Here is a 23,082-nt window from a genome sequence, read left to right on the forward strand (position 1 = left end):
TAAAGCGGCACGCGAGCTGGGTTCTGAACGTCGTGAGACCGTTCGGTCCCTATCCGTCGCGGGCGTAGGTAATTTGAGAGGATCTGTCCTTAGTACGAGAGGACCGGGATGGACTTACCGCTGGTGTACCAGTTGTTCCGCCAGGAGCACGGCTGGATAGCTCTGTAGGGCAGGGCTAAGCGCTGAAAGCATCTAAGTGCGAAGCCCACCTCAAGATGAGATTACCCATTCGTAAGAATTAAGAGCCCAGAGAGATGATCTGGTAGATAGGCTGGAAGTGGAAGAGTTGCGAGACTTGGAGCGGACCAGTACTAATCGCTCGAGGACTTTACCAAAAGAGTCAAATATAAAATGCTTATGGTTTAGAAGTTAGAAGAATTGTTATTTAGTTTTGAATGTTCAAAGTAACATTTAATGATTTGGTCATCATTGCGATGGAGATACACCTGTTCCCATGTCGAACACAGAAGTTAAGTCCATCTACGGCGGAAGTACTTGGGGGTTGCCCCCTGGGAGATATGCGAGTGGCCAAGTTTGGGAGTTTAGCTCAGCTGGGAGAGCATCTGCCTTACAAGCAGAGGGTCAGCGGTTCGATCCCGTTAACTCCCATTGGTTGTTTCAGCCATTAATTGAATAAAGGTTCTGTAGTGTAGCGGTTATCACGTCGCCCTGTCACGGCGAAGATCGCGGGTTCGATTCCCGTCAGAACCGTTAGTAGTAATACTAATGACTCGTTAGCTCAGTTGGTAGAGCATTTGACTTTTAATCAAAGGGTCGCTGGTTCGAGCCCAGCACGGGTCATAATTCCTAGCGGATGTGGCGGAATTGGCAGACGCACTAGATTTAGGATCTAGCGCTTAACGGCGTGGGGGTTCAAGTCCCTTCATCCGCATACTAGGTTATTAGCCGACTTAGCTCAGTTGGTAGAGCATCTGATTTGTAATCAGAGGGTCGCGTGTTCGAATCATGTAGTCGGCATTGTCGTAAGACACAAAGTTTAAGTGCGAACGTAGTTCAGGGGTAGAACACAACCTTGCCATGGTTGGGGTCGCGAGTTCGAATCTCGTCGTTCGCTTGATAAATCTCCCTACGGGAGTTTTTGTATAATACCCGGGGTGGCGGAACTGGCAGACGCACAGGACTTAAAATCCTGCGAGGGGTAACCTTCGTACCGGTTCGAAACCGGTCCTCGGGATATGGTAAGATTAATAGTTTTAGCTATTAATCTTTTTTTATTTTTCTTTAAGAATGGCTTAATAAAGCGGTTACTTTGGATTTTTGTGAGCTTGGACTAGAAAAAAACTTCACAAAATGCTATACTAGGTAGGTAAAAAAATATTCGGAGGAATTTTGAAATGGCAATCGTTTCAGCAGAAAAATTCGTACAAGCCGCTCGTGATAACGGATACGCTATCGGTGGTTTCAACACAAACAACCTTGAATGGACTCAAGCTATCTTGCGCGCAGCAGAAGCTAAAAAGACTCCAGTATTGATCCAAACTTCTATGGGTGCGGCTAAATACATGGGTGGTTACAAAATGTGTAAACTCCTCATTGAAACTCTTGTAGAATCAATGGGAATCACAGTTCCAGTTGCTATTCATCTTGACCACGGTCATTTTGATGATGCTTTGGAATGTATCGAAGTTGGTTACTCATCATTGATGTTTGACGGCTCACATCTTCCAATCGAAGAAAACCTTAAACTTGCTGAAGAAGTTATCGCTAAAGCTCATGCTAAAGGCATTTCAGTTGAGTGTGAAGTTGGTTCAATTGGTGGTGAAGAAGACGGTATCGTTGGTGAAGGTGAACTTGCTCCTATCGATGATGCGGTTGCAATGGCTAAACTTGGTGTTGACTTCCTTGCAGCAGGTATCGGTAACATCCACGGTCCTTACCCAGAAAACTGGAAAGGTCTTCACATCGATCACCTTGAAAAATTGAACAAAGCACTTGTTGAAGCTATGGGACACAATGTGCCAATCGTACTTCACGGTGGTTCTGGTATTCCTGATGATCAAATCAGAGAAGCCATCGCTAACGGTGTAGCTAAAGTTAACGTTAACACTGAATGCCAACTTGCTTTCGCAGCTGCTACTCGTAAATTCGTTAATGAATTTGACGCAAATGAAGCAGAATACATGAAGAAAAAACTCTTTGACCCACGTAAATTCTTGAAACCTGGTTTCGATGCAATTACTGCGTCTGTTGAAGAACGTATCGACGTATTCGGTTCAGCAAACAAAGCTTAATCAGCTTATAAAACATGATTAAATAAACGTTTGTCACTTGTGACAGGCGTTTTTTTGATAGTTTGCCACTTATTTGCCACAGCTTTTAGTATTTCGCTTGACATCAATTATAAAACGCATATTTTGTAAGGGATATTATTCAAATATTGAGTACTCTTTATTCTTCTAGTTTGTAGTAAGATGATACTTACCGCATTTAGCTACAAAAAATAGGACATATCTTATTTGATAAGTCCTATAAATATTAATCAATAAGTGTGTCTATAGATTCTGTTATTGTGTCACTTGTTTTCTTTGTGATGTGTGTGTAGATTTCTTCTGTGATTTTGCTTCCAGACTTGTGACCGATGTATCGCTGAATTGCAAGAAGTGGAACATTTTTTTCAGCCATGTGGCTAACAAATGTGTGCCGAAAGATGTGAGTACTTATGTGCTTTTTGAATGTAAGTTGATTATCAATGTTTATCCCAACTTTTTTGACATGCCCTGTTTTAGTAATTTTTCCTGTTTCAGATGAATTAAGAAAATTATTGATTACAGAGTAATGGAGAGGGGTACCATTGAAATCAGTTTTGTAAAAACTTTTTGAAGAAAATATCCAATTGTTATCTCGGTAGTCAGGATTACCAATTATGTGGTATTGATTAATTTCTATTTCTTCTTGAAGTAGAAGCAGAGCTTTCTTTGATAGCCTAATTGTACGATAACTTTGTTTATTTTTTACATCTCCTTCATAATTATCTTTCGATGCTCCCCCGTATGTTGCACGAGTTCGCTCAATCTTAACTTTACCAGTGTCAAAAGAGATAGCAGAGGTTTTAAGTCCAAGGACTTCTCCAATACGCATTCCAGTTAATACCTGAAATTCAAGAATCCGAGCATACTGACTATTATGTTTTCTGACAATGGATAGGACTTCATTCAATTCATTTCTTTCCAAGTAATGATTTTCAATATCCTTATTTTTAAGTTGTTCAAGTTGTTCGTTCAATCCTTTTTCTTCAACTGTGACATAAGGCATTGGATTTTGTTCAGGTAATATATAGTTTTTCTTAATAGCAAATTTATAGATAGAACTCAAATCAGATTTTAAGGATTGAGCAATTCTTTTTTTATTTCCTAAAGGATAATAAGTATCTAACATACTTTGGATTAATTCAGAACGAATATTTTCTAATTTACTTTCAGAAGGGATATATTTTAATAAGTGATTTTTAAATCTACCATTTTCTCCTGCTAAAGTTTTGGGAGCGACTTTCTTTTTTTGAATTCTATCATTTTCCCATTCATTCCAAATTGTTTTAAAATTTATATTTTCTGTTGAATGTAGAGAGAATTTAGTAATATTTTGATAGATTTCGTTTGCTAAATTTTGCATATCACGTTGAATAATGCTTTTTAGCTGGTTTGAAATAAATATTTTTCCAGTTTTTTCATATTTTTCCTTGATTAAATACCATTCTGAAAGAAATTCCCTTCTTTTATTTGTCAATGGATGTTTAAAACTTGAACGAAATTTTACCTCAATAAATTCTTTCTTATTGGAAGCTTTAACAGCTTTTTGTAGTATGTTACTAATTTTTATATTATTCATTTTCAAGCACTCCTTTTGTAACGATGTTCTTGTTTATAATATAAAAACTTTAATAAGCCTTCAAAATTAATCCATACTATCTTTTGACTTGGATTAATTACATATTGTTTGTATTTAGGGTCATTTCTCATTGCTGTGAGATATGAATCAAGGGTCTTTATTTTTAAGCCATCAAATCTTTTGAGTACAGCTGATTTATTTCCCCACTCCGCCAGACAGTTTTCAACGGGAATATATTTTATATTTATCATATTTACTACCTCATTTGTGTTAAAATGTAGGTAAGCACTTATCCGACTAAAGTTTGTGCTTACCAAAACTATGGGAGTCCTTTTTAGGACTCTTTTGTTATAATTTTTGGTTTTAGAAAATCAAAATCGTTCTCAGTTTTTGGATATATTCTAGGTAAGAGATATTGATTTAAGAGTTTTTCAGTAAATTCATTTTGATTGTCTGTTGAAAAGATTGCTTCTAAATCAAAGTTAACTTCTTCTTTCTCATAAGTACTAATATTTCTTACTTTTGGAGAGAATAAGCGTTTGGTTTGTGAGAGTTGGTAATAAACGCCACCCTCATAACCTTTGCCTTGTTGCTTTTCAGAGAGGTTTGTACAAAAGTTAATCCGTCTGATATATTGGTCTAATGCTTCATCTTTAAAAATATTAAAGAACTGTTCTGGAAGTTGTGTATTAGTAATCAATATCAGCCTAGGCACCACTTGCTTATTAGTGAATCGAGCAGACATTCGAGAAGTGTTAATCGGGTCTAAGAGTTTAAGCCAGTCTGCCTTTCGTAAAGAATCGGGGCGGATATCGTCTAATAGGATAATATCTTCTCCGTAATAGTCATCAAAAGGATTAGAAGAAGAAGCGGAGTAGATACGACTTTTAAACTTATTTTCTTTCGCATATTCTCGTACTTTTTGAGCAATTGTTCTTGCAAGATAGGACTTTCCAAGTGAGCTTTTTCCTTGAAAGTACATGACTGTTAATTTATATTTTCCTGTGGTTAAATCTTTTAAATTTTTAAAAGCTAGTCTTTCAGCGTAAGAATCAAAAGCTTGTTTAAATTGTAGCTTATGATTACTGTAAAGGAGAAATAAATCATCATCTGCTAAGATATCTTCAAGGAAAAGTTTGCCTTTTAAGATTTGCTGATTAATTAAATCTAAACTTTCATCGGTTCGCTTTCTTTTGACCGTGGCACTTTGTTTCTCAAATTTTTTAGTATTGATTAAAATAAAATTTGAATAATCAAGTGTTCCAAAGGTTTCGACTTCATGAGTGGGGTATTGGTATTTATCTGGTTGTTGAGCATGTGTAAGATAAGCGAGTTGATTTTCTTCAAAATACTTGTTCCCATTTTTAGGAATTTCAATATACTGCTCTTTAATACCCAGTATTTTTGCAATTCTAGCGAGGGTTCGTTTGTCAGAGTATCTACCGTAGAGATGAACATGAGGAAAGATGAATTCGTTTAAATCATTCTTGTCTAAGTAGTGAACAATAAGCGCAATACATTCTAATTTAACTTTTTCCGACTCTAATGTTTTGAGTCGATGATAGATTTCTTCAAAAATAAGGGATTTGTTTTCTTTCCAATCATCAAAAAGCTTTAGTTTATCTTCTTCCCAATTCCAATATTCTGCTTTTAATTGTTGTTCAAAAACAAATTGTTTAATTCGTTTGTCTTCCATATGGAATTTCTTTCTTAATAAAAATGTCTAGGTAAAAGGGTAAAAGTGTCTAGCTAGATTTACCTTGCCAGTGATCTAGACAGTAAAAAGTGGAGATTTTATTAGGAAGGTTGAAATTGACAAAGTGCTGTTAAGTGTTGGTGTGTTTGGGGTTACACCATTTTGTTGACAAGCCCTAAAATGATGTGCACGTAGAAAACTGTCTAGGTAAGCACATTTTTATCTTCTCTAGGGCATGACTTCCACAGGCTGTTTTGTTCATTCGCCAGCGTCTCCCATGTGGTCTGCCCTACTCGTCTTGTGCTTCGCAGACGTCAGGCATCCCCCATGGCTTGTCGCATTCACACATCCTGTGGTAGTCATTCGCCTTTAGATAAAGTGATTTTATCAGTTACGAGTTTAACACCTCGCCAAGAACTCATTCCCATATCCCAAAGTAATCGAACTTGTGGATTTGTACATTCAATAACGGCTTCTTTTTCTTCCTCTTTGTAGTCTTGAAGTTCATCTAGTCCACTATAGACCTCAATTGTGATAGGTTTTAACTGTGAAAGGTCAACACCAGCTCGTTCTAATACGAGCGCCGTTCCGGCATCAAGTGCTTGTAAAACAGCTTTATTCCCGTCTTTTGAAAAGCGAGATTTTGCAAAATTGACCTTAAATTTTTTAGGGATATCGAAGTTATTTTTATCAAGGTTAACTCCACCAAGTTTTACAGTATTGTCATTGAGTGTTAATTTATTATTATTCATTTAAATAGTCCTTTTTTCTTTTTATTGTTTTCTTGATAAGCTCTAAATTCTTGCGTTAGAGTATCAAGTCCTGTTTTTAGTGACTGATTTTCTTTTTTTAGCAAATCAATTTGTTTTTTTGTTTGTAATCGATAGTTGATAAAAGCTTGTGCTAAGTGATTATGCTTGCCTTGGATATGTTCTAAGGTCAGAAGTTGTGCATTTCCCCAGACTTCGAATACAGTTTGTTCTAAACCTTTATAATCAATTAATTGTGCCATTTTTTGGAAACATCTTACTTCTTCTGAATCGAAGTCAGGGACTTTTTGCATCTGATTTCTTCCAATTTCCACAGTTTTTTCTTCAAATTCATATTTTGCTAGATGTTCAATTTGTTTTTTCCAACGTTTAAGAGTGGAAACAGATTTGCCCAAGTCATGAGCAAGGGTTTGAATATCCATATTAATATACTCTCTCATATTTAATTTTCAAAGGTCAGTATGTTATAATTGGGTTGTAAATTTTATTAAGTCGTCTTTTAGCCTGCCAGCGAAGACGATTTTTTTATTATTGGTGGGTCGTTCATACTCAAATTCTCCTTTCTTGTGATAAAAATCTTTTAAGTACTAATTAAATATGCTATAATAGATTAAAAATGTATAACTAACACTTAAAGTTTTATCTACTGTTTTTATAATATAACATCAAAAATGCTATTTGTCAATAAAAAAGTATTTATTTCTTTTTCAAATAGAACTAAAAGGACTATATAATAAAATGATTGAGAATCTTGGGAAAAATATAAAAACCTTACGTGTGAAGAATAACCTTTCACAACAAGACCTAGCAGATGAATTAGAGATTAGCATCGGAGCAATTTCTAAAATAGAACGTGGGGTAAGCTTCCCTTCTTTTTCTAATTTGGAAAAACTTAGTCTCATTTTAAGAACCAATGCGACAGAACTTTTTTCAGATGATACTGAACGCCTAAAACATTCGCAAGGGATTGACTTTGTGACTCATAATGTGATAAATGAAATAAAAGTACTTGATAACATTCGGGGTATTCAAAATACGACAGATGAACAAGAAGTTCAAAATGTTTTAGTTGGACTTGTTAAACAAATTATGGAGGTCGTTCAGAAAGAAAAGCGTCATATTCTCTATGAATCACTCAATCATTATTTATTTTCATTACTTAATCAACTGAATATTGAAAAAATTTATGAGGATTCGAAGAATAAAGAAGTTGTAGAAAAACAGAGGGTTTATAAAAATTCAAGAGAGGAGCAATAATATGAGAATGTTAGGAGAACATTGGAATGAAGAACGAGGATTGTATGTTGTTGATGAGAGTACAGGAGAAGTTTATGAGCAAGATGAATTATTTGATTTAATGGAGGAAATATTTACAAACGGATTCGGACATGAACCAGAAATAGCCGAAGAAAATAGGCCTCTATATGACTCTATGAGACTTGCCTTGAAACAAAAAAATTTTCACAAAAGCCCTCTGGGTCAACTTTTTGGAATGTCAGAATTGGAAACTAGAACACTTGCTTATAGAATGAAATACCAACGTTCACAGCAAAAGTTAGAAATTGGTGAAGTTGCCTCTAAAGTGGGAGTATCTGAAGAAGAATATGCTAATTGGGAAATGGGAGAAAGTAAGCCAACTGATGCTCAATTGAAAAAAGTAGCTTGGGAGTTAGGAACTTCATTAAATTATTTAATGGCAAAGGCTGATGCTTCCCCAAAGTTCGAAAAATTTGATAAAGAAGGAAAAGAGCGTTTCTATCAAATTTTTCGAGGAAGTTTAGATAAGCTATCAGAACAATTATCAAACCATACTATTACAAAAGAAGAATTTGAAAAGCAAGAAAAATTAATATTAGAAGTTCTTGAAGAAGCTCCAAATGTGGAAGTTCGTAAAGCACGGATTGGTTCACGAGGAATTGCTGAAACGAGTAGTGGAAGAAGTTTTGCTTTTAACTTAGAAGAAATAGAACAAAAAGAAACTGATGAGTTATCTTAATTGCAGTGAAAAAAGAAGAGTTTAAGGACCCTGAATTTAAGAAATTGTTTTCTGTGATTCATTATATAAACCAATCTCATGAGCTAATGGAAAAGTTATGTCAAATGCTTAATCTATTAGAAATCCTAAATATATTATTAATTTATGAATAAAATAATACTTATCTTAGCTAACCTATTTTTTCAAAAATACTATTAAAATAATATTTTTTTATATGAAAAAATTGAAAACAGGTAATAAAAATGCTTTCAATGTTTAACTAATAAAAACCACTATATCAATGTAGTGGTTTTCTTATGCTATAAATTTTAAAATCTACAAGTCTTTCGCTAAATTACGTAAGTTATTTTAATAGATTCACTAACTTACACTGAACCTAGAATAACAAGCGAAGGCATAATCTGTTTTATTATAAAAGGTGAATTTGGATTTTTAAGACGTTCCAACATGGATAGTGCTGCCTGCTTACCCATAAATTCTAGATTTGTACTTACATTAGTAAGTTTAGGATTTGAAATTTGTGTAAATTCCGTGTTATCGAAGCAGATAATATTAACATCCTTTGGGACATTATAGCCTTCAGACTGTAGGTAATAGTTAAGAATATATGCTAGTCCAGAGTTTACACAGAACCATGCATCGGGCATTGTTTTAATTTTTTTTAATTTGGAGAAGAGTATAGCTTGATTTTCTTCAATTTCAGTAATTTGATATTCAGGTTTAGCTGGGAGTTTAAAATCTTCAAGAGTTTGGATGTACCCCCTGTAGCGTTCATAGTAAGAAGGGGAAAAATTTATATCTCCTATGAAACCAATATTTTTATTATTATGACTGATCAAATACTTAACTGCTTCGTTAGCACCGTATGTATTGTTAGTTAAAATACAATCTGCCAAGAATGCCTGATTATGGTGGTCTACAATGATGCAAGGAATTCCTTGTTGAGTTAGAAGAGATATGTAATCATTAGTAATATGTGATATGACAAATAGCCCATCACATTTTAAAAGCTCGTTAGGAAGTATTTTATTATCTATCATATCTTCTGTTACTATTACTCTTTCTGTAAGATATTTTTCACTAGACAAATTATATTCAATACTTCGGATAATTTTATCAAAAAAACTCACTTGAGAAAAAGCAAAGTCAGTTGCTAAAATAAGAAATCGACCTTTTTCTTTTCTGTTTTGTTTTATATACCTATATCCTAATTCTTCAGCTTTTTCTCTTACTAATAATTTAGTTTCTTCACTCACCCCATTTTCATTTCTCAAAGCCTGTGAAACGGAATTTTTTGATATATCAAGGGCATCTGCTATTGTTTGCATAGATATCTGTTTCATTATATTCACCTTACAATATTTATAGTTAATATGATTATATACTTTTAAAAGGCTGATTACAAAGGATATATATGTCTAAAAATCAAAAAGTAATTTTTTGTAATTAGTCAATAAATAACTTTACAAATTAAAATAATTTAGATAAACTAATGTTGTAAAGGAAAACGCTTACTAATTTTTAAAAATTGAATTTTAAAATATTAGAAGTATTATAAAAGGAGGTTCTGGAATGAACTTAAGAAAAATAGTTATTGGCTCAGCAATTGTTTTAGCAGGGGTAGGAGGACTAACTGCTTGTGGGAAATCAGGAAATAATGCAAGTAAAGATGGTAAAACTACAATCACTTTTTGGGCAGCCACAAATCCTACACAATATAAGTTTTGGCAAAATATGGCTAAAGATTATGAAAAGGCCAATCCTGATATTACCATTAAAGTATCACAAATGAAGGAAAGTCCAACATCTGAAGCCACCATACAAGCAGCAATTGCCTCAAATACGCAACCCACAATGTCTGAAAATATTTCACGCTCATTTGCTGCGCAATTAGCAGATAGTAAAGCCATTATTCCACTTCAAAAAGAAAAAGGATTTGAGGACCTCGTTAATAAGAGAAATATGTCAAAAACAATGAAAAATTGGGAGTTTTCAGGTGGAAATGAATATGTTTTTCCAATTTATGTTAATCCAATGATGTTTGCATGGAATACGGTGGAACTTAAGAAATTAGGTTTTGATAAATCTCCTACCACCTATTCAGAGGTTGAAGCTGTTGCAAAAAAAATGAAAGAAGAGAATTCAAAAAAAGTAATTTGGCAATCACCAAATTTAACAAATACTACCGGGTACCAACGTTGGTTTGATTTCTTCTTACTTTATAATGCTGCAAGTAATGGAAGTCAATTTGTTTCAAATAATGAATATAAAGCTAATTCAAAATCTCTTTCTCAAGTTTATGGATTTATGAGTGACCTTTCTAAAGTAGGAGCGTTGAACACTGATAAAACTGAATCTCCTTTTGAAAAAGGATTATCTCTAGCTTCAGCAACTGGGTCGTGGAATTTCCCATACTGGCATGAGTCATTTCCTAAATTACAATACGGAAAGACTTATGATATAACAATGCCACCGGCACCAGATGGAACAGATAAATCTAATATCAAGACTTTTGCTGACTCGAAAGGGATAGTTGTTTACTCAAAAGCAACGAAAAAGGAAAAAGAAGCTGCTGTGGACTTCATGGAATATGTTTTTAAAGATAGTAAAAATGACTTAGCTTGGATGAAAACTACAAGTTTAACTCCTGCTACAGAAAATGCAACTTCAAATAAAGAGTTTAAGGAATACTTTGATAAGAATCCTGTGATGAAAAAATATGCAGATGCAGTTCCTGATGCTATTCCTGCAATGGATAACTCAAAATACAGTGAAATTCAACAAGCTTTTAGTGAAAAAGCGTGGGTTCCTGTTGTAAATGGGAAGATGAATGCAGCAGATGCTGTAAAAGAAACTGAAAAATCTGTAAATAATATTTTAGGTAAATAATGTTATGCAAAAAAATAATAATAAACTTGGGTGGTTGTTTGCATCGCCATACTTAATATTTACTGCTCTTTTCTTCTTATTGCCGTTATTTTGGTCTCTATGGCTAGCTTTTACAGATTGGAATATGATTAGTCCTAATATAAAATTTGTCGGTTTATCAAATTTTATTAAGGCAATTAAGGAACCTGCAGTACAATCAGCTTTCTTTGTAACCTATAAATTTCTTATTATATTTGTCCCTATAGCTTTGTTTCTATCTTTAGGAGTAGCTCTTCTAGTTAACTCATTACCTAAGTTCAAAGGAATGTTCATGGTTGCGTTTTTCCTTCCTTACTTGTCTAGTGGAGTTGTAACAGCTTTAATCGTAAAAGGGCTTACGTCGTCGAATGGTCCTCTTTCTAATTTTATAGAAAATACGTTCCATGTCAAGGTAGACTGGTTTAGTAATCCCACTATTGCAATTCTATTAATTTCATTTATGATTGCATGGAAAATGGCTGGATACTACGGTTTGATTCTAATATCTGGTCTACAAAACATTCAACCAGAAATTTATGAGTCTGCAAAGCTTGATGGAACAACTCCTTGGCAACGTTTTTGGAAAATTACCTTCCCATTATTATATCCCGCTTTTTTTACAGTAACTATTTTAGCGGTAGGCATTAGCTTTGGGATTTTTACGGAAGTTTATCAGTTGACTGGAGGTGGACCAGATTTTGCAACAAATACCTGGCAGATGGAAATTTATAGCCAAGCTTTTGTAAATCTTAACTCCGGTTATGCTTCAGCAATCGCGCTTATGTCAAGTATTATTACTTTTGCTTCTATTGGAGTAATTCGAAAGCTTTTAGAAATGTGGGGAAGAAAAAATGGGTGGCAATAGTAAAAAACGTCTAACTGCGCTCTATTCTGTTACGATTATAGTGATGTTAATGATGATTTTTCCATATATCTATTTATTACTACAATCATTTGCGCCTTGGGATCAAGTAAATCAGCGCATCATCCCAACATCGCTAACTCTAAGAAGTTGGGAATTTCTGTTCAGTGGATCATCAACCTCCTCAGACGTTCCGTGGATTGGGGCAATGTTTAATACTTTCTTTGTAACAACAGTATCAACAGCGTTAATGATTGTAACAGCATTAATGGTTGCCTATGCTTTGGCTAAAGTATCATTTAAAGGTAAAAAGTTGATTGGAAATTTTGTTATTTTTCAGATGTTTTTTCCAGCAATCATTCTATTGATTCCACAGTTTTTAATTGTAACAAAAATGGGATGGATAAATTCTTATCAAGGGATGATCGTACCAACTGCAATAAGCCTATGGGCTATATTTATGTACACAAATTTCTTTAAAGCAATTCCTAATGCAGTAATTGAAGCGGCTCGCATAGATGGTGCAAATGATTGGATTATTTTATTTAAGATAATTTTACCTATGTCACGATCTATAACAACGGTAATTTTCCTCATGCTATATACAGATCGTTGGACAACTCTTCTTTGGGACATGATTATTTCAAAAGATGATGCAACTGTCACACTCAATGTATTGATATCGCAAATGTTCGGACCTTATGGTTCGTACCCTGGTCCAATGTATGCCGCAAGTTTACTACTTACAGCCCCAATTATCATTCTATTTCTACTATTCTCAAAACAATTTCAAAAGGGAATGGATTTTGCATTAAAATGATGTGGAAGAACAGGGTAAATGTTCTGATTTAAGGAAAAAAGCCAATGAATCATGTAGAAGTCAAACTTGATTTAATAAAGCTAATACATCAAAAATTTAAAACCAGTGCTTCCTTTAAAAAATAGAGTGCTAAGAAGTTGATTAGAGTTTTAATTTGAAGATACACGTTATGTTTATCAAAATTTTGAAACTCTGATTTAGTATATATTGAAAGAAGAAAAAATGTTTAATTCAGAGAATTTATTAAGTAGTTATAGAAAACTAAGTATAGGGTTACAAGCTGAAAAGCTTATATTTACGGGTGTAGAAGGTTATGATGTTTATAATATATCTGCTCCATTTCAACTAAATAAACACCTTGTTTTAGCTGGAAGAATTGAAAAAAGAGATTCTGAAAATTCTCATATTGGATTATTTAAGTATAATAGTGAGAAAAAAATTTGGGAATTTATCAAAGATAGTATTGCTTTGGAACTCCAAGATCCTTTTGTAACAATAATTGATAATCAAATTATTATAGGAGGTGTAGAGGTTAGATTTGAAGGTGAGCATGTTGCTAAGTGGCGTACAGTATTTTATCAATTAAATGATACTAATAAGGTGGTTCTAATTTTTGAAGGCCCTTGGGGAATGAAAGATTTGCGCATAAAACAATTAAACGACGGGAAAATATTGATTTTGACACGACCTCAAGGTGATAAGGGAGGACTTGGAAAGATAGGATGTACAGTCATTAATAGCATGTCAGATCTTACTATCAGCGCCATTGAAAGTGCACATTTACTAAAGAATCAGTTTATTGATGAAGAGTGGGGGGGAGCTAATGAGATTCATATTATGAATGGTAAAATACATGTTTTGGGTCATATTGGGAGTAAAGACAAGAGTAAAAAGTTGCATTATCGTGCTTTTGTTTTTGAAATTAATGAAAAATATACCCATATATGTAAGCCTAGAATTATTGCAGAGCGATCAGATTTTTTAGATGGTCCAATGAAACGTCCGGATTTAAATGATGTTGTTTTTAGTGGAGGCTTAGTTATAGATGGAGAACAAGCTATACTTTATGCTGGAACAAGTGATGCTGAAGCACAAAAACTTATAATTCCCAATCCATTTACGGATTAAAAATGAAAAATAGTGATGTTTACAATAAATTAAAAGTTTAAGAAGTTGAGATGTGATAAATGATTTGAAAAATACTTACCTTATTTAAAAAAAGATAATGGGGTTTTTAAGTAAAAGATAATTTTTATCCAAACTTTATCCTAGCTTCTTGCTTAAAAATCTTAATTCTAAAGAAAGACTTCCAAAATAATATTAAAAAAATAGTATAAGGTAGAAAAGGTTAGTTTATGAAAATATATAGATTTAAAGAAAATCCATTAATTACTCCTCTTGATGTTCCACCCCTACATAAAAATCATGAAGTGATAGGAGCATTTAATGCTGGAGTTGCAGAGTACAAAGGTGAGACAATTTTACTTCTGCGTGTTGCGGAAAGGCCTCTAAGTAATGTTGAAAATATCGTAAAGGCACCTGTTTATAATATTAAAAGTCAAAGCCTTGATATAATTGAATTTAGTACTTTAGATACTGAATATGATTTTAAAGATCCTCGTACGATTAAAAAGCGAAGTGATCTGATTGGATTCGAGTATCTCACTTCTTTATCATACATTCGTATAGCGCGTAGTAAAGACGGGCATAATTTTGAAATTGACGATGAAGCTTTTATATATCCATTTAATGAGTATCAGACATTTGGGATTGAGGATGCCCGCTGCACACAAATTGGGGATGAATACTATATTAATTTTACTTCTGTCTCACCAAAAGGAATAGTTGACTCGCTTGTAGTAACAAAAGATTTTGAGAGTATCGACTATCTAGGTAATATTTTTGCGCCAGATAATAAAGACATTTTAATTTTTCCAGAGAAGATTAATGATAAATATTATGCCTTACATCGTCCAGAATCTAGTAATTTAAATAAAAGAGATGTTTGGATTGCTACAAGCCCAGATTTAATATCTTGGGGAAATCATAAACATCTAATCAAGACAAGCGAAGGAGATTGGGATAATGGTAGAGTTGGAGGTGGTCTAGTTCCTATTAAGACGGATAAAGGCTGGCTAGAAATATATCATGGGGCAACAAAAGATAATCGCTATTGCATGGGAGCTATATTACTTGATTTAGAGGATCCTTCAAAAGTTATAGCCAAGAGTGATAAACCTATAATGGTACCCGAAGAATCATATGAGAAAGAAGGATTTTTTGGTGAGGTTGTTTTCGGATGTGGAGGAATTGTTAAAGGTGATGAACTAACGATGTACTACGGAGTTGCGGACACTTCGATGGCTGGCTGTAGAATTAAAATTAGTGAAATACTTGAGCAGTTAGACTGAAAAATGAAAGATAAAACAGGTGTTGAAGTACCTGTTTTTTTAAAGGAGGAGCATAGAAATGAAACAACTAATAGCGTTTGATCAAGATGATACAATAAACATTACGAAATTACCCATGGATAGAGAAATGGCAATTCTTTTCAGCAAACTTTTAGAAAATTTTCAGGTATGTATTATTTCTGGTTGCGACTGGGAAGTAATGAAGAAAAATGATATTGAACCACTGAATGAACTAGGGGCTAGGATAAATTTTAAAAACTACTATATTTTACCTACGACTGGAACACAATTTTGGAAATATTGTGGAAATAGAAACATTAAGTTACAAGATGACGAAATTAAAGAAGAGGGTTGGAAGAGAGAATATGCCCATTTTTTGACAGATGAACAAGTGGGAATTATCACTTATGAAATTGAAACAGCAGTACGATCTTTGGGCTATTGGTGTGAAAATCCCAAAGGTGATATTATTGAAAATCGTGGTTCACAAGTAACCTATTCAGCTCTTGGACAATGGGCTCTACCTGAGAATAAGCATGGGTGGGATCAAGATTTATCTAAAAGGAAAGAGATAGTATCTAGAATTGAAACTAAGTTGTCTTCTATTGGGGTACAAGTGAATATTGGAGGGTCAACATCAATTGATGTAACGTTGCCAGGTATTGATAAATCATACGGAATGTCGAGACTAATTGAACAGACAGGTATTAAAAAAGAAGATATACTATTCATTGGGGATAAGCTTCGTCCTGGCGGAAATGACTATCCAGTTAAAGAATTTGGAATTGATACAATTGAAGTGAGTAATTGTGAGGACACCAAATGGCTATTAAAAGGAATTTTAGGTATGAAATATTAGAAGTAATAATCATACAAATGCACTAGAGGTTAGAGCTATAGTAAGAAAAAAATAACAGTTTAATACGATAAAGTAGGAATAATTAATGATTTTAGTAACCTGCCATCCTAACCTATTTGCCTCAAATTTGCCACACTATTTTGAGTAACATTGTGGATTATTGAAAATTACTTAACTGAATTAGTAACGAGGGAATAGGTTCTATTTCCTGTTTAAGAATTATTTAGTATCTTTTGTTGTGTGAGATGGTAAATTCAGCAAACAAAGCTTAATTTGCTTGTGGAACTAATATAAAAATAGAAATTGCTATTAGGCAGTTTCTTTTTTTGATTTAAGAGTAGAATTATGAAAATGATATCTAACTGGTTTAGTTGCTGAATTATATTAAGGTTTAGAATGCGATATAAGTGTTTCAAGCCTTTTATATCTAAATTATTTACTCCATAGAAGAGATTTTTCAAGCGATATGTATCATATAAGATACATATGATAATTAAAAGTCTTTAAGTTGACTTGGGTGTTTAAAAGTGTTACAATTTTGTAAATGTTAGCGTCTTTAAGAAATGATGTTGAAATTATAATATTGTAAGCATGGAGGATAAAATACATTGGTAAATACGCAAGTGAAGCGAGTGAAAAAACAAAAATTTATTGCCGGTACTGCTCTGATTTTAGGTATGGCAACGTTTGGTGTGGTTGGGAAGGCTGATGACCTTTCTTCTTCAAATACAAATGGAGGAGTAGATAACTCAAAAGTAGATAATAATAATCAGGAAAGTGTAAAAAAATCTACTGAAAGTGTTTCATCAACGCTTGAGAATTCGAATATTGTGTCCGAAAGTAAAACCACCTCAACAGTAGATTCTGAAAGTGCGCCTTCCAAGGTGATTAGTACAGGGGTTCAATCAAATATACCAAGTACATCTGACTCATCATCACAGCCAAGTACATCTGATTCATCATCAAAACCAAGTACATCTGACTCATCATCACAGCCAAGTACATCTGATTCATCATCAAAGCCAAGTACATCTGATTCATCATCAAAACCAAGTACACCTGATTCATCATCAAAACCAAGTACATCTAATTCATCATCAAATAATAATTCAGCTACTAAACCATCTACAACGACACAAGCGCCTCCAGTAGCACCTTCTACGCCATCAGCAATACCATCTACAACGGCGCCTTCTAATTATTATCAGAATAATTCTTATAATCAAACGTCAACTGCAGCGCAAGTTCCTTATTCTTCATCAGATTCAGCAGCCTCTGTATATAGTGGACCTGTATTGAAAAAAATCGAAGCAGCTAAACCAATTGAAAAAATTGACTCTTCTAGTACAGAAGCTTTTATTAAGAGTATCGCGGATCGAGTGCGCATTTTGGCAGGTAAGAATAATTTATTTGCTTCAATTATCTTGGCGCAAGCGATTTTAGAATCTGGTTCTGGCCAAAGTAATATGACCCAACAATATTTTAATATTTTCAATATTACAGGTGCCTATTTAGGAAAATCAATTTCATTTGAAACAGAAGAATTTTCTGGAAATAATCCTTATTATATTGAGCAAAGTTTTAGAGTTTATAGCAACTATGACCAAGCTTTAGATGATTATATCAACTTAATGATTAAGGGAACAACTTGGAATTCAGAAATTTACGCTGGTGCTTGGAAATCTCATGCAAAAACTTATCAAGAAGCAGCTCAAGCTTTACAAGGTATCTTTGCTACAGACCCTGAATATGCTCAAAAATTGATTGAAATTATTGAAGAATATAACTTGAATTTTTATGATAATGTCGACAGTACGACTCAAGTTTTAGATAGTAATATTCCAGAAAGTCCACTTGTCGCTTCAAAATTAGATTCATCAACTTATCCAGATTATAATGGGGTGGAATATCCTGGAGCGGATAGTTATGCTTTCGGTAACTGTACTCAATATGTTTATAATCGAATTATTCAGCTTGGTGGACAAATTGGGACTCATATGGGTAATGGTGGAGAATGGGGTATCAATGCTCAAACTCAAGGCTACTTTACGACAACTGTTCCTACTGAGGGGGATGCCGTCAGTTTCCCACCAGGTGTAGCTGGTTCTAGTCCAGAATATGGACATGTAGCTTTTGTTGAGAAAGTTTATCCTGATAATTCTATTTTAGTTTCTGAAATGAATGTAAAAGGAAATAATATTGTCAGTGAACGCCATATTTCTGCCGGAGTGGCTGCTTTAGCAACTTATATCCAACCTAAATAATTAGTAATGATAGAATAAAAAAGAAGAGATTAAAAATCAGCCCAAAGGCTGATTTTTATTTGGCAAAAGTTTGAGATAATAAGTGTACGAGATAAAGACAATCTCAATAAAAAAGTTTTTAAGATATTGAATGCTTGAATGAGCAGAGAAAGGATCTAAAAAAATGGCTAATAAAAAAGATAGAATAATGGATTTGATGCGTCGTGGAATTATCACGGAAGATGAAGCTTTAGAGCTACTTGAAAAAAATGGTTCAGTTGATTCAGAAACTTCGGATGAAAAAACAGATTCAAAAGAATTCTCATATACAGACAAAGAAGGATATGTTAATCACGATGTAGATTTTCCTGATGCAATGAAAAATGTTGCAGAAAGTTTGTTTGCTAGAGGAAAAGAAATTTTTCAAGGGGTAGCTAAATCAGTTGATGATAATATTGATTTTTCAAAAGGGTTTCCAAAAGTTAAATCAACTTCTCATATCGTAGAAAAAGATATTGAAGAAGATTTCAAAAAAATTGATCTCAATCTTAAAAGTGGTAAGGTAAGTATTTTACCTGGTGAAAATGCTCATGTAAAAGTAGAATACAAAGTTTACGGGGCAGTTGAAGATGGAAATGTAGAAGCTTATATCGCTGAAAAAACTAAACTTGAAGTTGAAGATGATGTGCTTGAAATTGAAGCAAATGGTCGAATTTCTGCAGATATTGAACTCTATTTACCAATTAAAGATTACGAAAATATCGAAATCAATGCACCTCATGCAGAACTTAAAGTTGAAAAAATTTCAACTCAAAAATTAAACATTAATCTCATTAATGGGACAGCTGAAGTTGTCGAAGTAAATAGTGATGAATTAAAAATTAATAATAAAAATGGTGAAATCAAGGTTCTTGATGGAACAAATTCAGATTTGGAATTAACTGCTGTTAATGGTAATATTAGAATTACGACAGCTTTCGAATCTGGTGATATCTCACTCGTTAACGGAAATATTTTGTTGACCGAAAAAACAGGAACGGCTCACAAATTAAACGTTAAAAATGTAAATGGGGACATTAAAGTTTCTGTGCCTGAAAGCTTAGGGTTAGTTGGACATGTTCGGACAGTCTTTGGCGGTTACAAAACACGTTTAAATCTTGATAGTCCATTTGAAGCAGGACGTAATGGTGCAGCTGTTGTCCGTCAAGGAGCAGAATCATTAACCTTCGAATTCGAAACGAAATCAGGAACAATTTGGCTTAAAGATACTGAAATGACTGACAAAGAAGAAAATGAATAATATTTTACTGACAGGATTTTTATAAGAGTTCTGTCAGTAAATTTTGAGAAGAAAGGTGAGAAATGGCTAAGAAACCTCTGAAAAGATCAAGTAGTAATCGAGTTATAGCAGGAACCGTCGGGGGACTTGGGGAATACTTTGGCTTGAGCCGTATAGTAATTAATGTAATTCGGGTTCTGATTGTGCTTGGTACTTTCGGAAGTTGGGGAACATTACTCATTGTTTATGTGATTGCGAGTCTATTAATGACACCGTCACAGGGATAACTCAATTATTAAAAGAAAGGATAAATTATGTCTCAAAGACAATTAACAAAATCGGTGACAAATCGTCGAGTGAGCGGTGTCATTGCAGGGATTGCAGAATATTTTGGTCTAGGTCGTGATGTTGTGACGATTCTTCGGATATTGTTTGTCGTCCTAGCTTTTGGTAGCTGGGGTGGCTTGATTCCCTTGTATTTCGTAGCAAGTTGGATTATTCCAAGTGCTAGACCACGAAATTACTATGATGATTCAGAAAATGATTATCAAGAAAAATGGAACCGCAAAGCGCAACATTTTGATGAAAAAATGGATCGTTGGTCAGAACGTTATTCAGATAAAATGAATAATTGGGCACGCCGTTATGAAGATAAAGGGCGCCAAAATCAACAAGATTCAAATCAATGGGGAAATCCGTGGGAAGAACCCAAAGGTCGTAAGACTAAAGAAGCTCAACCAGTTGAAAAAGAAAAAGAAGATGACTGGTCAGATTTTTAATAAATTTAACTGACAGAACTGTAAGTTCATCATAAGTTGTTCTGTCAGTCATTCATAACTGGTCCACCATGACCTAAAACTGGCCTCCTATATAATATAATAATAATAACTGGAAAAATGGACTTGATTAAGTCCATTTTTTTAGTGATATTTCACCGCTGGAAAGTATTTTTTGTTGACCATTAGCAAGCTTAACAATAAGCTCACCGTTGGAAGTCAAATCTGTAGCGATTCCTGAAAAGTTCTGACCAGATTGGACAAACTCAACTTCTTTTCCAAGAATAAAAGAGTGTGATTTATAGATTTCAAAAAAAGTTCCAGTGGATAGACGATGAAACTCTGACCAGATTTCGGCAATTAATTCTGAACGGTTGATGTTTGGTTTTTCATTGTAAAATAGAGAAGTTGCTTTATTCTCGATTTCAGGTGGAAATTGGGAAATAGAAAAATTAATTCCGACTCCAATTACAACCTGAGTTTCCTTAGCTGGATTTAGAGAAGTTTCGGCAAGGATACCGACAAACTTTTTATTATTTAAATAAAGATCATTAACCCATTTGATTTGTGGTTTTTTGTCAGTAAGTTTTTCAATGGCTGACACAACCGCGGCACCAGTAAGTAAAGTAAATTCTGGCAATTTTTCTGGTGCAACTGATGGCATAAGAGACAAACTCATATAAATTCCACCGGAGTCCGCAGCAAAATACTGACGGCCAAATCGACCATAAGTTTGATTTTGTTTTTCTGTGAGATAGAGACAATTTTCTTGACCATCTAATTTGGCATCTTTTTGAGTTGATTCAGATTCAGCAACAATCTTAACATCAGATAACCAAGGATTTTTTTGTAAAATGATAGATTTTTCGAGTTTGTCATTCATTTTTTTATTATATCAAAAAACTATTCTCTTATTCTTTTTTGCGATTTTAAAGCTGATGAAAGTTTTCAGAAAAGTCTAACGATAGTAAGTATTTGACTTTCAATTGTCTACGGAGTATAGTTTTATTAGAACAAAGTTAGGAAAGGGAAAATAACTTGGTATTTGAAAAAACAGTCTTGAACAAAGCACTTGCAGTTGCTTTCGATATCCCCATTGCAGTGACTTATTGGGATGGAAAAACAGAAAAGTATGGTGAAGGCGAAACGCAAGTTCACATCACTTTCAATAAAAAATTCTCATTTAGCGATTTATCATCAATGCCAACCTTGGTATTAGCTGAGGCTTATATGAATGAAGAAATTGACATTGAAGGGAGTATCCAAGAGCTTGTTGCATCAGCTTACCGTAAAGCGGGCAGTTTTTTAACTGACCAATCTGGCTTTGGTAAATCAATGCTCAAACTTTTGGGAAATCATTCTCAAAAACAATCTCGTGAAGATATTCATAGTCATTATGACATCGGAAATGACTTTTACAACAAATGGCTTGATCCAACAATGACTTACTCATGTGCATATTTTGAACATGAAGAAATGACACTTGAAGAAGCACAAATTGCTAAAGTTCATCATATCTTGGACAAACTTGATAGCAAACCTGGTGGACGTTTACTTGACATTGGATGTGGTTGGGGAACTTTGATGTTTAAAGCCGTGCAAGAATACGGACTTTCAGCAGTTGGAGTGACGCTTTCTGAAGAACAATATTATTATGTTCGTAAAAAAGCTGATGATTTGGGACTTTCTGACAAGGTTAAAGTTTACTTAGTTGACTATCGTGACCTCAAAGAAGAGCCATTTGATTACATTACCTCTGTCGGAATGTTTGAACATGTTGGGAAAGAAAACTTGGAAATGTATTTCCAAAAAGTGTCTGATTATCTCAAACCAAACGGTCGTGCCTTGATTCATGGAATTACTGGTCAACACCGTGGTGCCGGAGTGGACCCATTTATTGAAAAATATATTTTCCCCGGAGGATATATTCCAAACATCGCTGAAAATGTTGAGCATATCATGACAGCTGGTTTGCAAATGGATGACCTTGAACCTCTTCGCCGTCATTACCAAAAAACCCTTGAAATTTGGAATGAGAATTATCTTGAAGTATTTGGTGAAGTTGAAAAAGAAATGGGTAGACCATTTGCTCGCATGTGGACTCTTTATCTTCAAGCTTGTGCCGCAAGTTTTGAAGCTGGAAATATTGATGTCGTTCAATATCTCTTGACCAAAGGAGCCTCAGGACAAGGCTTGCCAATGACACGCGAATACATGTTTAAAAAACATTAAGTTTGACAATTGATAAGTTGAAAAGCAAGACCATTCAGTGTTTCGGGTCTGAATTATCATAAGAACAACTTATTTCAAATTTACTGATGAAAATACTAGCATATCTGTAAGCGCTGAAGCGCCAACGGCTATCCTATGATGAAAATACTAGCATATCCGTAATCGCTATCCATGCACTTCGTGCTACCTGAAGCATTTGCTTGTAGGGCGAATCGTCCATGGTTATTCTATGACAGAAATGAAACTCATCAGTAAATTTATTTTTAAAACATGTTAAGGAAAGAGTGCATTTTTTCCAAAAAAGAGGTAAAATAAGAGAGTTACGAGTCCCGAAAGGATTTGACCTATTTTAAAAATTACTGATGAAAATACTAGCATATCCGTA

General features: G+C 34.1%; 21 protein-coding genes, 7 tRNA genes and 2 rRNA genes. 23 read left to right on the forward strand and 7 right to left on the reverse strand.

All coding sequences use genetic code 11. The annotated features are described in order from the left end of the window. The 10 genes from RSC39_RS04640 to RSC39_RS04685 form a co-directional block, all read left to right on the forward strand. Window positions 1-335, forward strand: a 23S ribosomal RNA gene (locus tag RSC39_RS04640); the annotation flags it as partial. An 83-nt stretch (window positions 336-418) separates the two neighbouring features. After that, window positions 419-534: ribosomal RNA gene (gene rrf / locus RSC39_RS04645) — 5S ribosomal RNA — on the forward strand. A gap of 2 nt (window positions 535-536) precedes the next feature. Continuing rightward, window positions 537-609, forward strand: a tRNA-Val gene (locus tag RSC39_RS04650). 29 nt (window positions 610-638) lie between these two features. After that, window positions 639-711, forward strand: a tRNA-Asp gene (locus RSC39_RS04655). A gap of 17 nt (window positions 712-728) precedes the next feature. After that, window positions 729-801, forward strand: a tRNA-Lys gene (locus tag RSC39_RS04660). 9 nt (window positions 802-810) lie between these two features. Next, window positions 811-892 (forward strand) — tRNA-Leu (locus RSC39_RS04665). Window positions 893-905: 13 nt separating this feature from the next. Continuing rightward, window positions 906-978, forward strand: a tRNA-Thr gene (locus RSC39_RS04670). 25 nt (window positions 979-1,003) lie between these two features. Next, window positions 1,004-1,075: transfer RNA gene (locus RSC39_RS04675), tRNA-Gly, on the forward strand. Window positions 1,076-1,109: 34 nt separating this feature from the next. Continuing rightward, window positions 1,110-1,195: transfer RNA gene (locus RSC39_RS04680), tRNA-Leu, on the forward strand. A 160-nt stretch (window positions 1,196-1,355) separates the two neighbouring features. Further along, the gene (locus RSC39_RS04685) at window positions 1,356-2,252 is read left to right on the forward strand and encodes a class II fructose-bisphosphate aldolase (protein WP_003131457.1); all 897 of its coding nucleotides are present in this window, start codon (window positions 1,356-1,358) and stop codon (window positions 2,250-2,252) included. Between the two features lie 244 nt (window positions 2,253-2,496). On the opposite strand, the gene RSC39_RS04690 is transcribed toward RSC39_RS04685, so the two are convergent. The 5 genes from RSC39_RS04690 to RSC39_RS04710 all read right to left on the reverse strand — a co-directional run bounded on the left by RSC39_RS04690 (window position 2,497) and on the right by RSC39_RS04710 (window position 6,752). Next, the gene (locus RSC39_RS04690) at window positions 2,497-3,846 is read right to left on the reverse strand and encodes a site-specific integrase (RefSeq protein ID WP_332535448.1); all 1,350 of its coding nucleotides are present in this window, start codon (window positions 3,844-3,846) and stop codon (window positions 2,497-2,499) included. Window positions 3,847-3,848: 2 nt separating this feature from the next. Continuing rightward, complete coding sequence (locus RSC39_RS04695; protein WP_332535450.1) at window positions 3,849-4,097, reverse strand: DNA-binding protein; 249 nt, start codon at window positions 4,095-4,097, stop codon at window positions 3,849-3,851. A gap of 83 nt (window positions 4,098-4,180) precedes the next feature. Next, window positions 4,181-5,542: a Rep family protein gene (locus RSC39_RS04700; protein WP_332535452.1), complete on the reverse strand. Its 1,362-nt coding sequence runs from the start codon at window positions 5,540-5,542 to the stop codon at window positions 4,181-4,183. A gap of 359 nt (window positions 5,543-5,901) precedes the next feature. Next, the gene (locus RSC39_RS04705) at window positions 5,902-6,294 is read right to left on the reverse strand and encodes a hypothetical protein (protein WP_332535454.1); all 393 of its coding nucleotides are present in this window, start codon (window positions 6,292-6,294) and stop codon (window positions 5,902-5,904) included. Further along, the gene (locus RSC39_RS04710) at window positions 6,291-6,752 is read right to left on the reverse strand and encodes a hypothetical protein (protein WP_332535456.1); all 462 of its coding nucleotides are present in this window, start codon (window positions 6,750-6,752) and stop codon (window positions 6,291-6,293) included. Before RSC39_RS04710 ends, RSC39_RS04705 begins: the two co-directional genes overlap by 4 nt. 298 nt (window positions 6,753-7,050) lie before the next feature. On the opposite strand from RSC39_RS04710, the gene RSC39_RS04715 reads away from it, so the two are divergent. Together RSC39_RS04715 and RSC39_RS04720 are read left to right on the forward strand one after the other, a co-directional pair. Beyond that, window positions 7,051-7,569, forward strand: a complete 519-nt coding sequence (locus RSC39_RS04715) for a helix-turn-helix transcriptional regulator (protein ID WP_332535458.1) — start codon at window positions 7,051-7,053, stop codon at window positions 7,567-7,569. A 1-nt stretch (window position 7,570) separates the two neighbouring features. Next, a complete protein-coding gene (locus tag RSC39_RS04720; protein ID WP_332535460.1) occupies window positions 7,571-8,308 on the forward strand; it encodes a helix-turn-helix transcriptional regulator in 738 nt (245 codons plus the stop codon). Between the two features lie 365 nt (window positions 8,309-8,673). Here the strand turns inward: RSC39_RS04720 and RSC39_RS04725 are convergent, their stop codons facing one another. Further along, the gene (locus RSC39_RS04725; RefSeq protein ID WP_332535462.1) at window positions 8,674-9,651 is read right to left on the reverse strand and encodes a LacI family DNA-binding transcriptional regulator; all 978 of its coding nucleotides are present in this window, start codon (window positions 9,649-9,651) and stop codon (window positions 8,674-8,676) included. 229 nt (window positions 9,652-9,880) lie between these two features. On the opposite strand from RSC39_RS04725, the gene RSC39_RS04730 reads away from it, so the two are divergent. From RSC39_RS04730 to RSC39_RS04775, 10 genes are all read left to right on the forward strand, one after another. Next, window positions 9,881-11,197 (forward strand): ABC transporter substrate-binding protein, encoded by a 1,317-nt coding sequence (locus RSC39_RS04730; protein ID WP_332535464.1) that lies wholly within the window; start codon window positions 9,881-9,883, stop codon window positions 11,195-11,197. Window positions 11,198-11,201: 4 nt separating this feature from the next. Beyond that, window positions 11,202-12,080 carry a sugar ABC transporter permease gene (locus tag RSC39_RS04735; protein ID WP_332535466.1) on the forward strand — a complete coding sequence of 293 codons (879 nt, stop codon included), beginning with the start codon at window positions 11,202-11,204 and terminating at the stop codon, window positions 12,078-12,080. Further along, on the forward strand, window positions 12,067-12,897 hold the full coding sequence (locus RSC39_RS04740; RefSeq protein WP_332535468.1) for a carbohydrate ABC transporter permease: 831 nt from the start codon (window positions 12,067-12,069) through the stop codon (window positions 12,895-12,897). Before RSC39_RS04735 ends, RSC39_RS04740 begins: the two co-directional genes overlap by 14 nt. Window positions 12,898-13,104: 207 nt before the next feature. Then, a complete protein-coding gene (locus RSC39_RS04745) occupies window positions 13,105-14,025 on the forward strand; it encodes a DUF1861 family protein (protein WP_332535470.1) in 921 nt (306 codons plus the stop codon). A gap of 227 nt (window positions 14,026-14,252) precedes the next feature. Beyond that, window positions 14,253-15,308: a glycoside hydrolase family 130 protein gene (locus RSC39_RS04750; protein WP_332535472.1), complete on the forward strand. Its 1,056-nt coding sequence runs from the start codon at window positions 14,253-14,255 to the stop codon at window positions 15,306-15,308. Window positions 15,309-15,366: 58 nt separating this feature from the next. Beyond that, window positions 15,367-16,167: an HAD-IIB family hydrolase gene (locus tag RSC39_RS04755; RefSeq protein WP_332535474.1), complete on the forward strand. Its 801-nt coding sequence runs from the start codon at window positions 15,367-15,369 to the stop codon at window positions 16,165-16,167. A 608-nt stretch (window positions 16,168-16,775) separates the two neighbouring features. Then, entirely contained in the window at window positions 16,776-18,431 is a 1,656-nt protein-coding gene (locus tag RSC39_RS04760; RefSeq protein WP_332535476.1) for an amidase domain-containing protein, read from the forward strand. A 163-nt stretch (window positions 18,432-18,594) separates the two neighbouring features. Then, a complete protein-coding gene (locus RSC39_RS04765) occupies window positions 18,595-19,710 on the forward strand; it encodes a DUF4097 domain-containing protein (protein WP_063282067.1) in 1,116 nt (371 codons plus the stop codon). 62 nt (window positions 19,711-19,772) lie between these two features. Beyond that, window positions 19,773-19,976, forward strand: a complete 204-nt coding sequence (locus RSC39_RS04770; RefSeq protein ID WP_332535478.1) for a PspC domain-containing protein — start codon at window positions 19,773-19,775, stop codon at window positions 19,974-19,976. A gap of 27 nt (window positions 19,977-20,003) precedes the next feature. Next, window positions 20,004-20,468: a PspC domain-containing protein gene (locus RSC39_RS04775; protein ID WP_011835867.1), complete on the forward strand. Its 465-nt coding sequence runs from the start codon at window positions 20,004-20,006 to the stop codon at window positions 20,466-20,468. 127 nt (window positions 20,469-20,595) lie between these two features. Here RSC39_RS04775 and RSC39_RS04780 read toward each other — a convergent pair whose 3' ends face one another. Beyond that, a complete protein-coding gene (locus RSC39_RS04780; RefSeq protein ID WP_063282069.1) occupies window positions 20,596-21,348 on the reverse strand; it encodes a biotin--[acetyl-CoA-carboxylase] ligase in 753 nt (250 codons plus the stop codon). Window positions 21,349-21,503: 155 nt separating this feature from the next. On the opposite strand from RSC39_RS04780, the gene RSC39_RS04785 reads away from it, so the two are divergent. After that, window positions 21,504-22,697: a cyclopropane-fatty-acyl-phospholipid synthase family protein gene (locus RSC39_RS04785; RefSeq protein WP_063282070.1), complete on the forward strand. Its 1,194-nt coding sequence runs from the start codon at window positions 21,504-21,506 to the stop codon at window positions 22,695-22,697. Window positions 22,698-23,082: the final 385 nt, after the last annotated feature.

The organism is Lactococcus sp., from assembly GCF_036648155.1.
In the GTDB taxonomy this organism is placed as follows: Bacteria; Bacillota; Bacilli; order Lactobacillales; family Streptococcaceae; genus Lactococcus; species Lactococcus cremoris.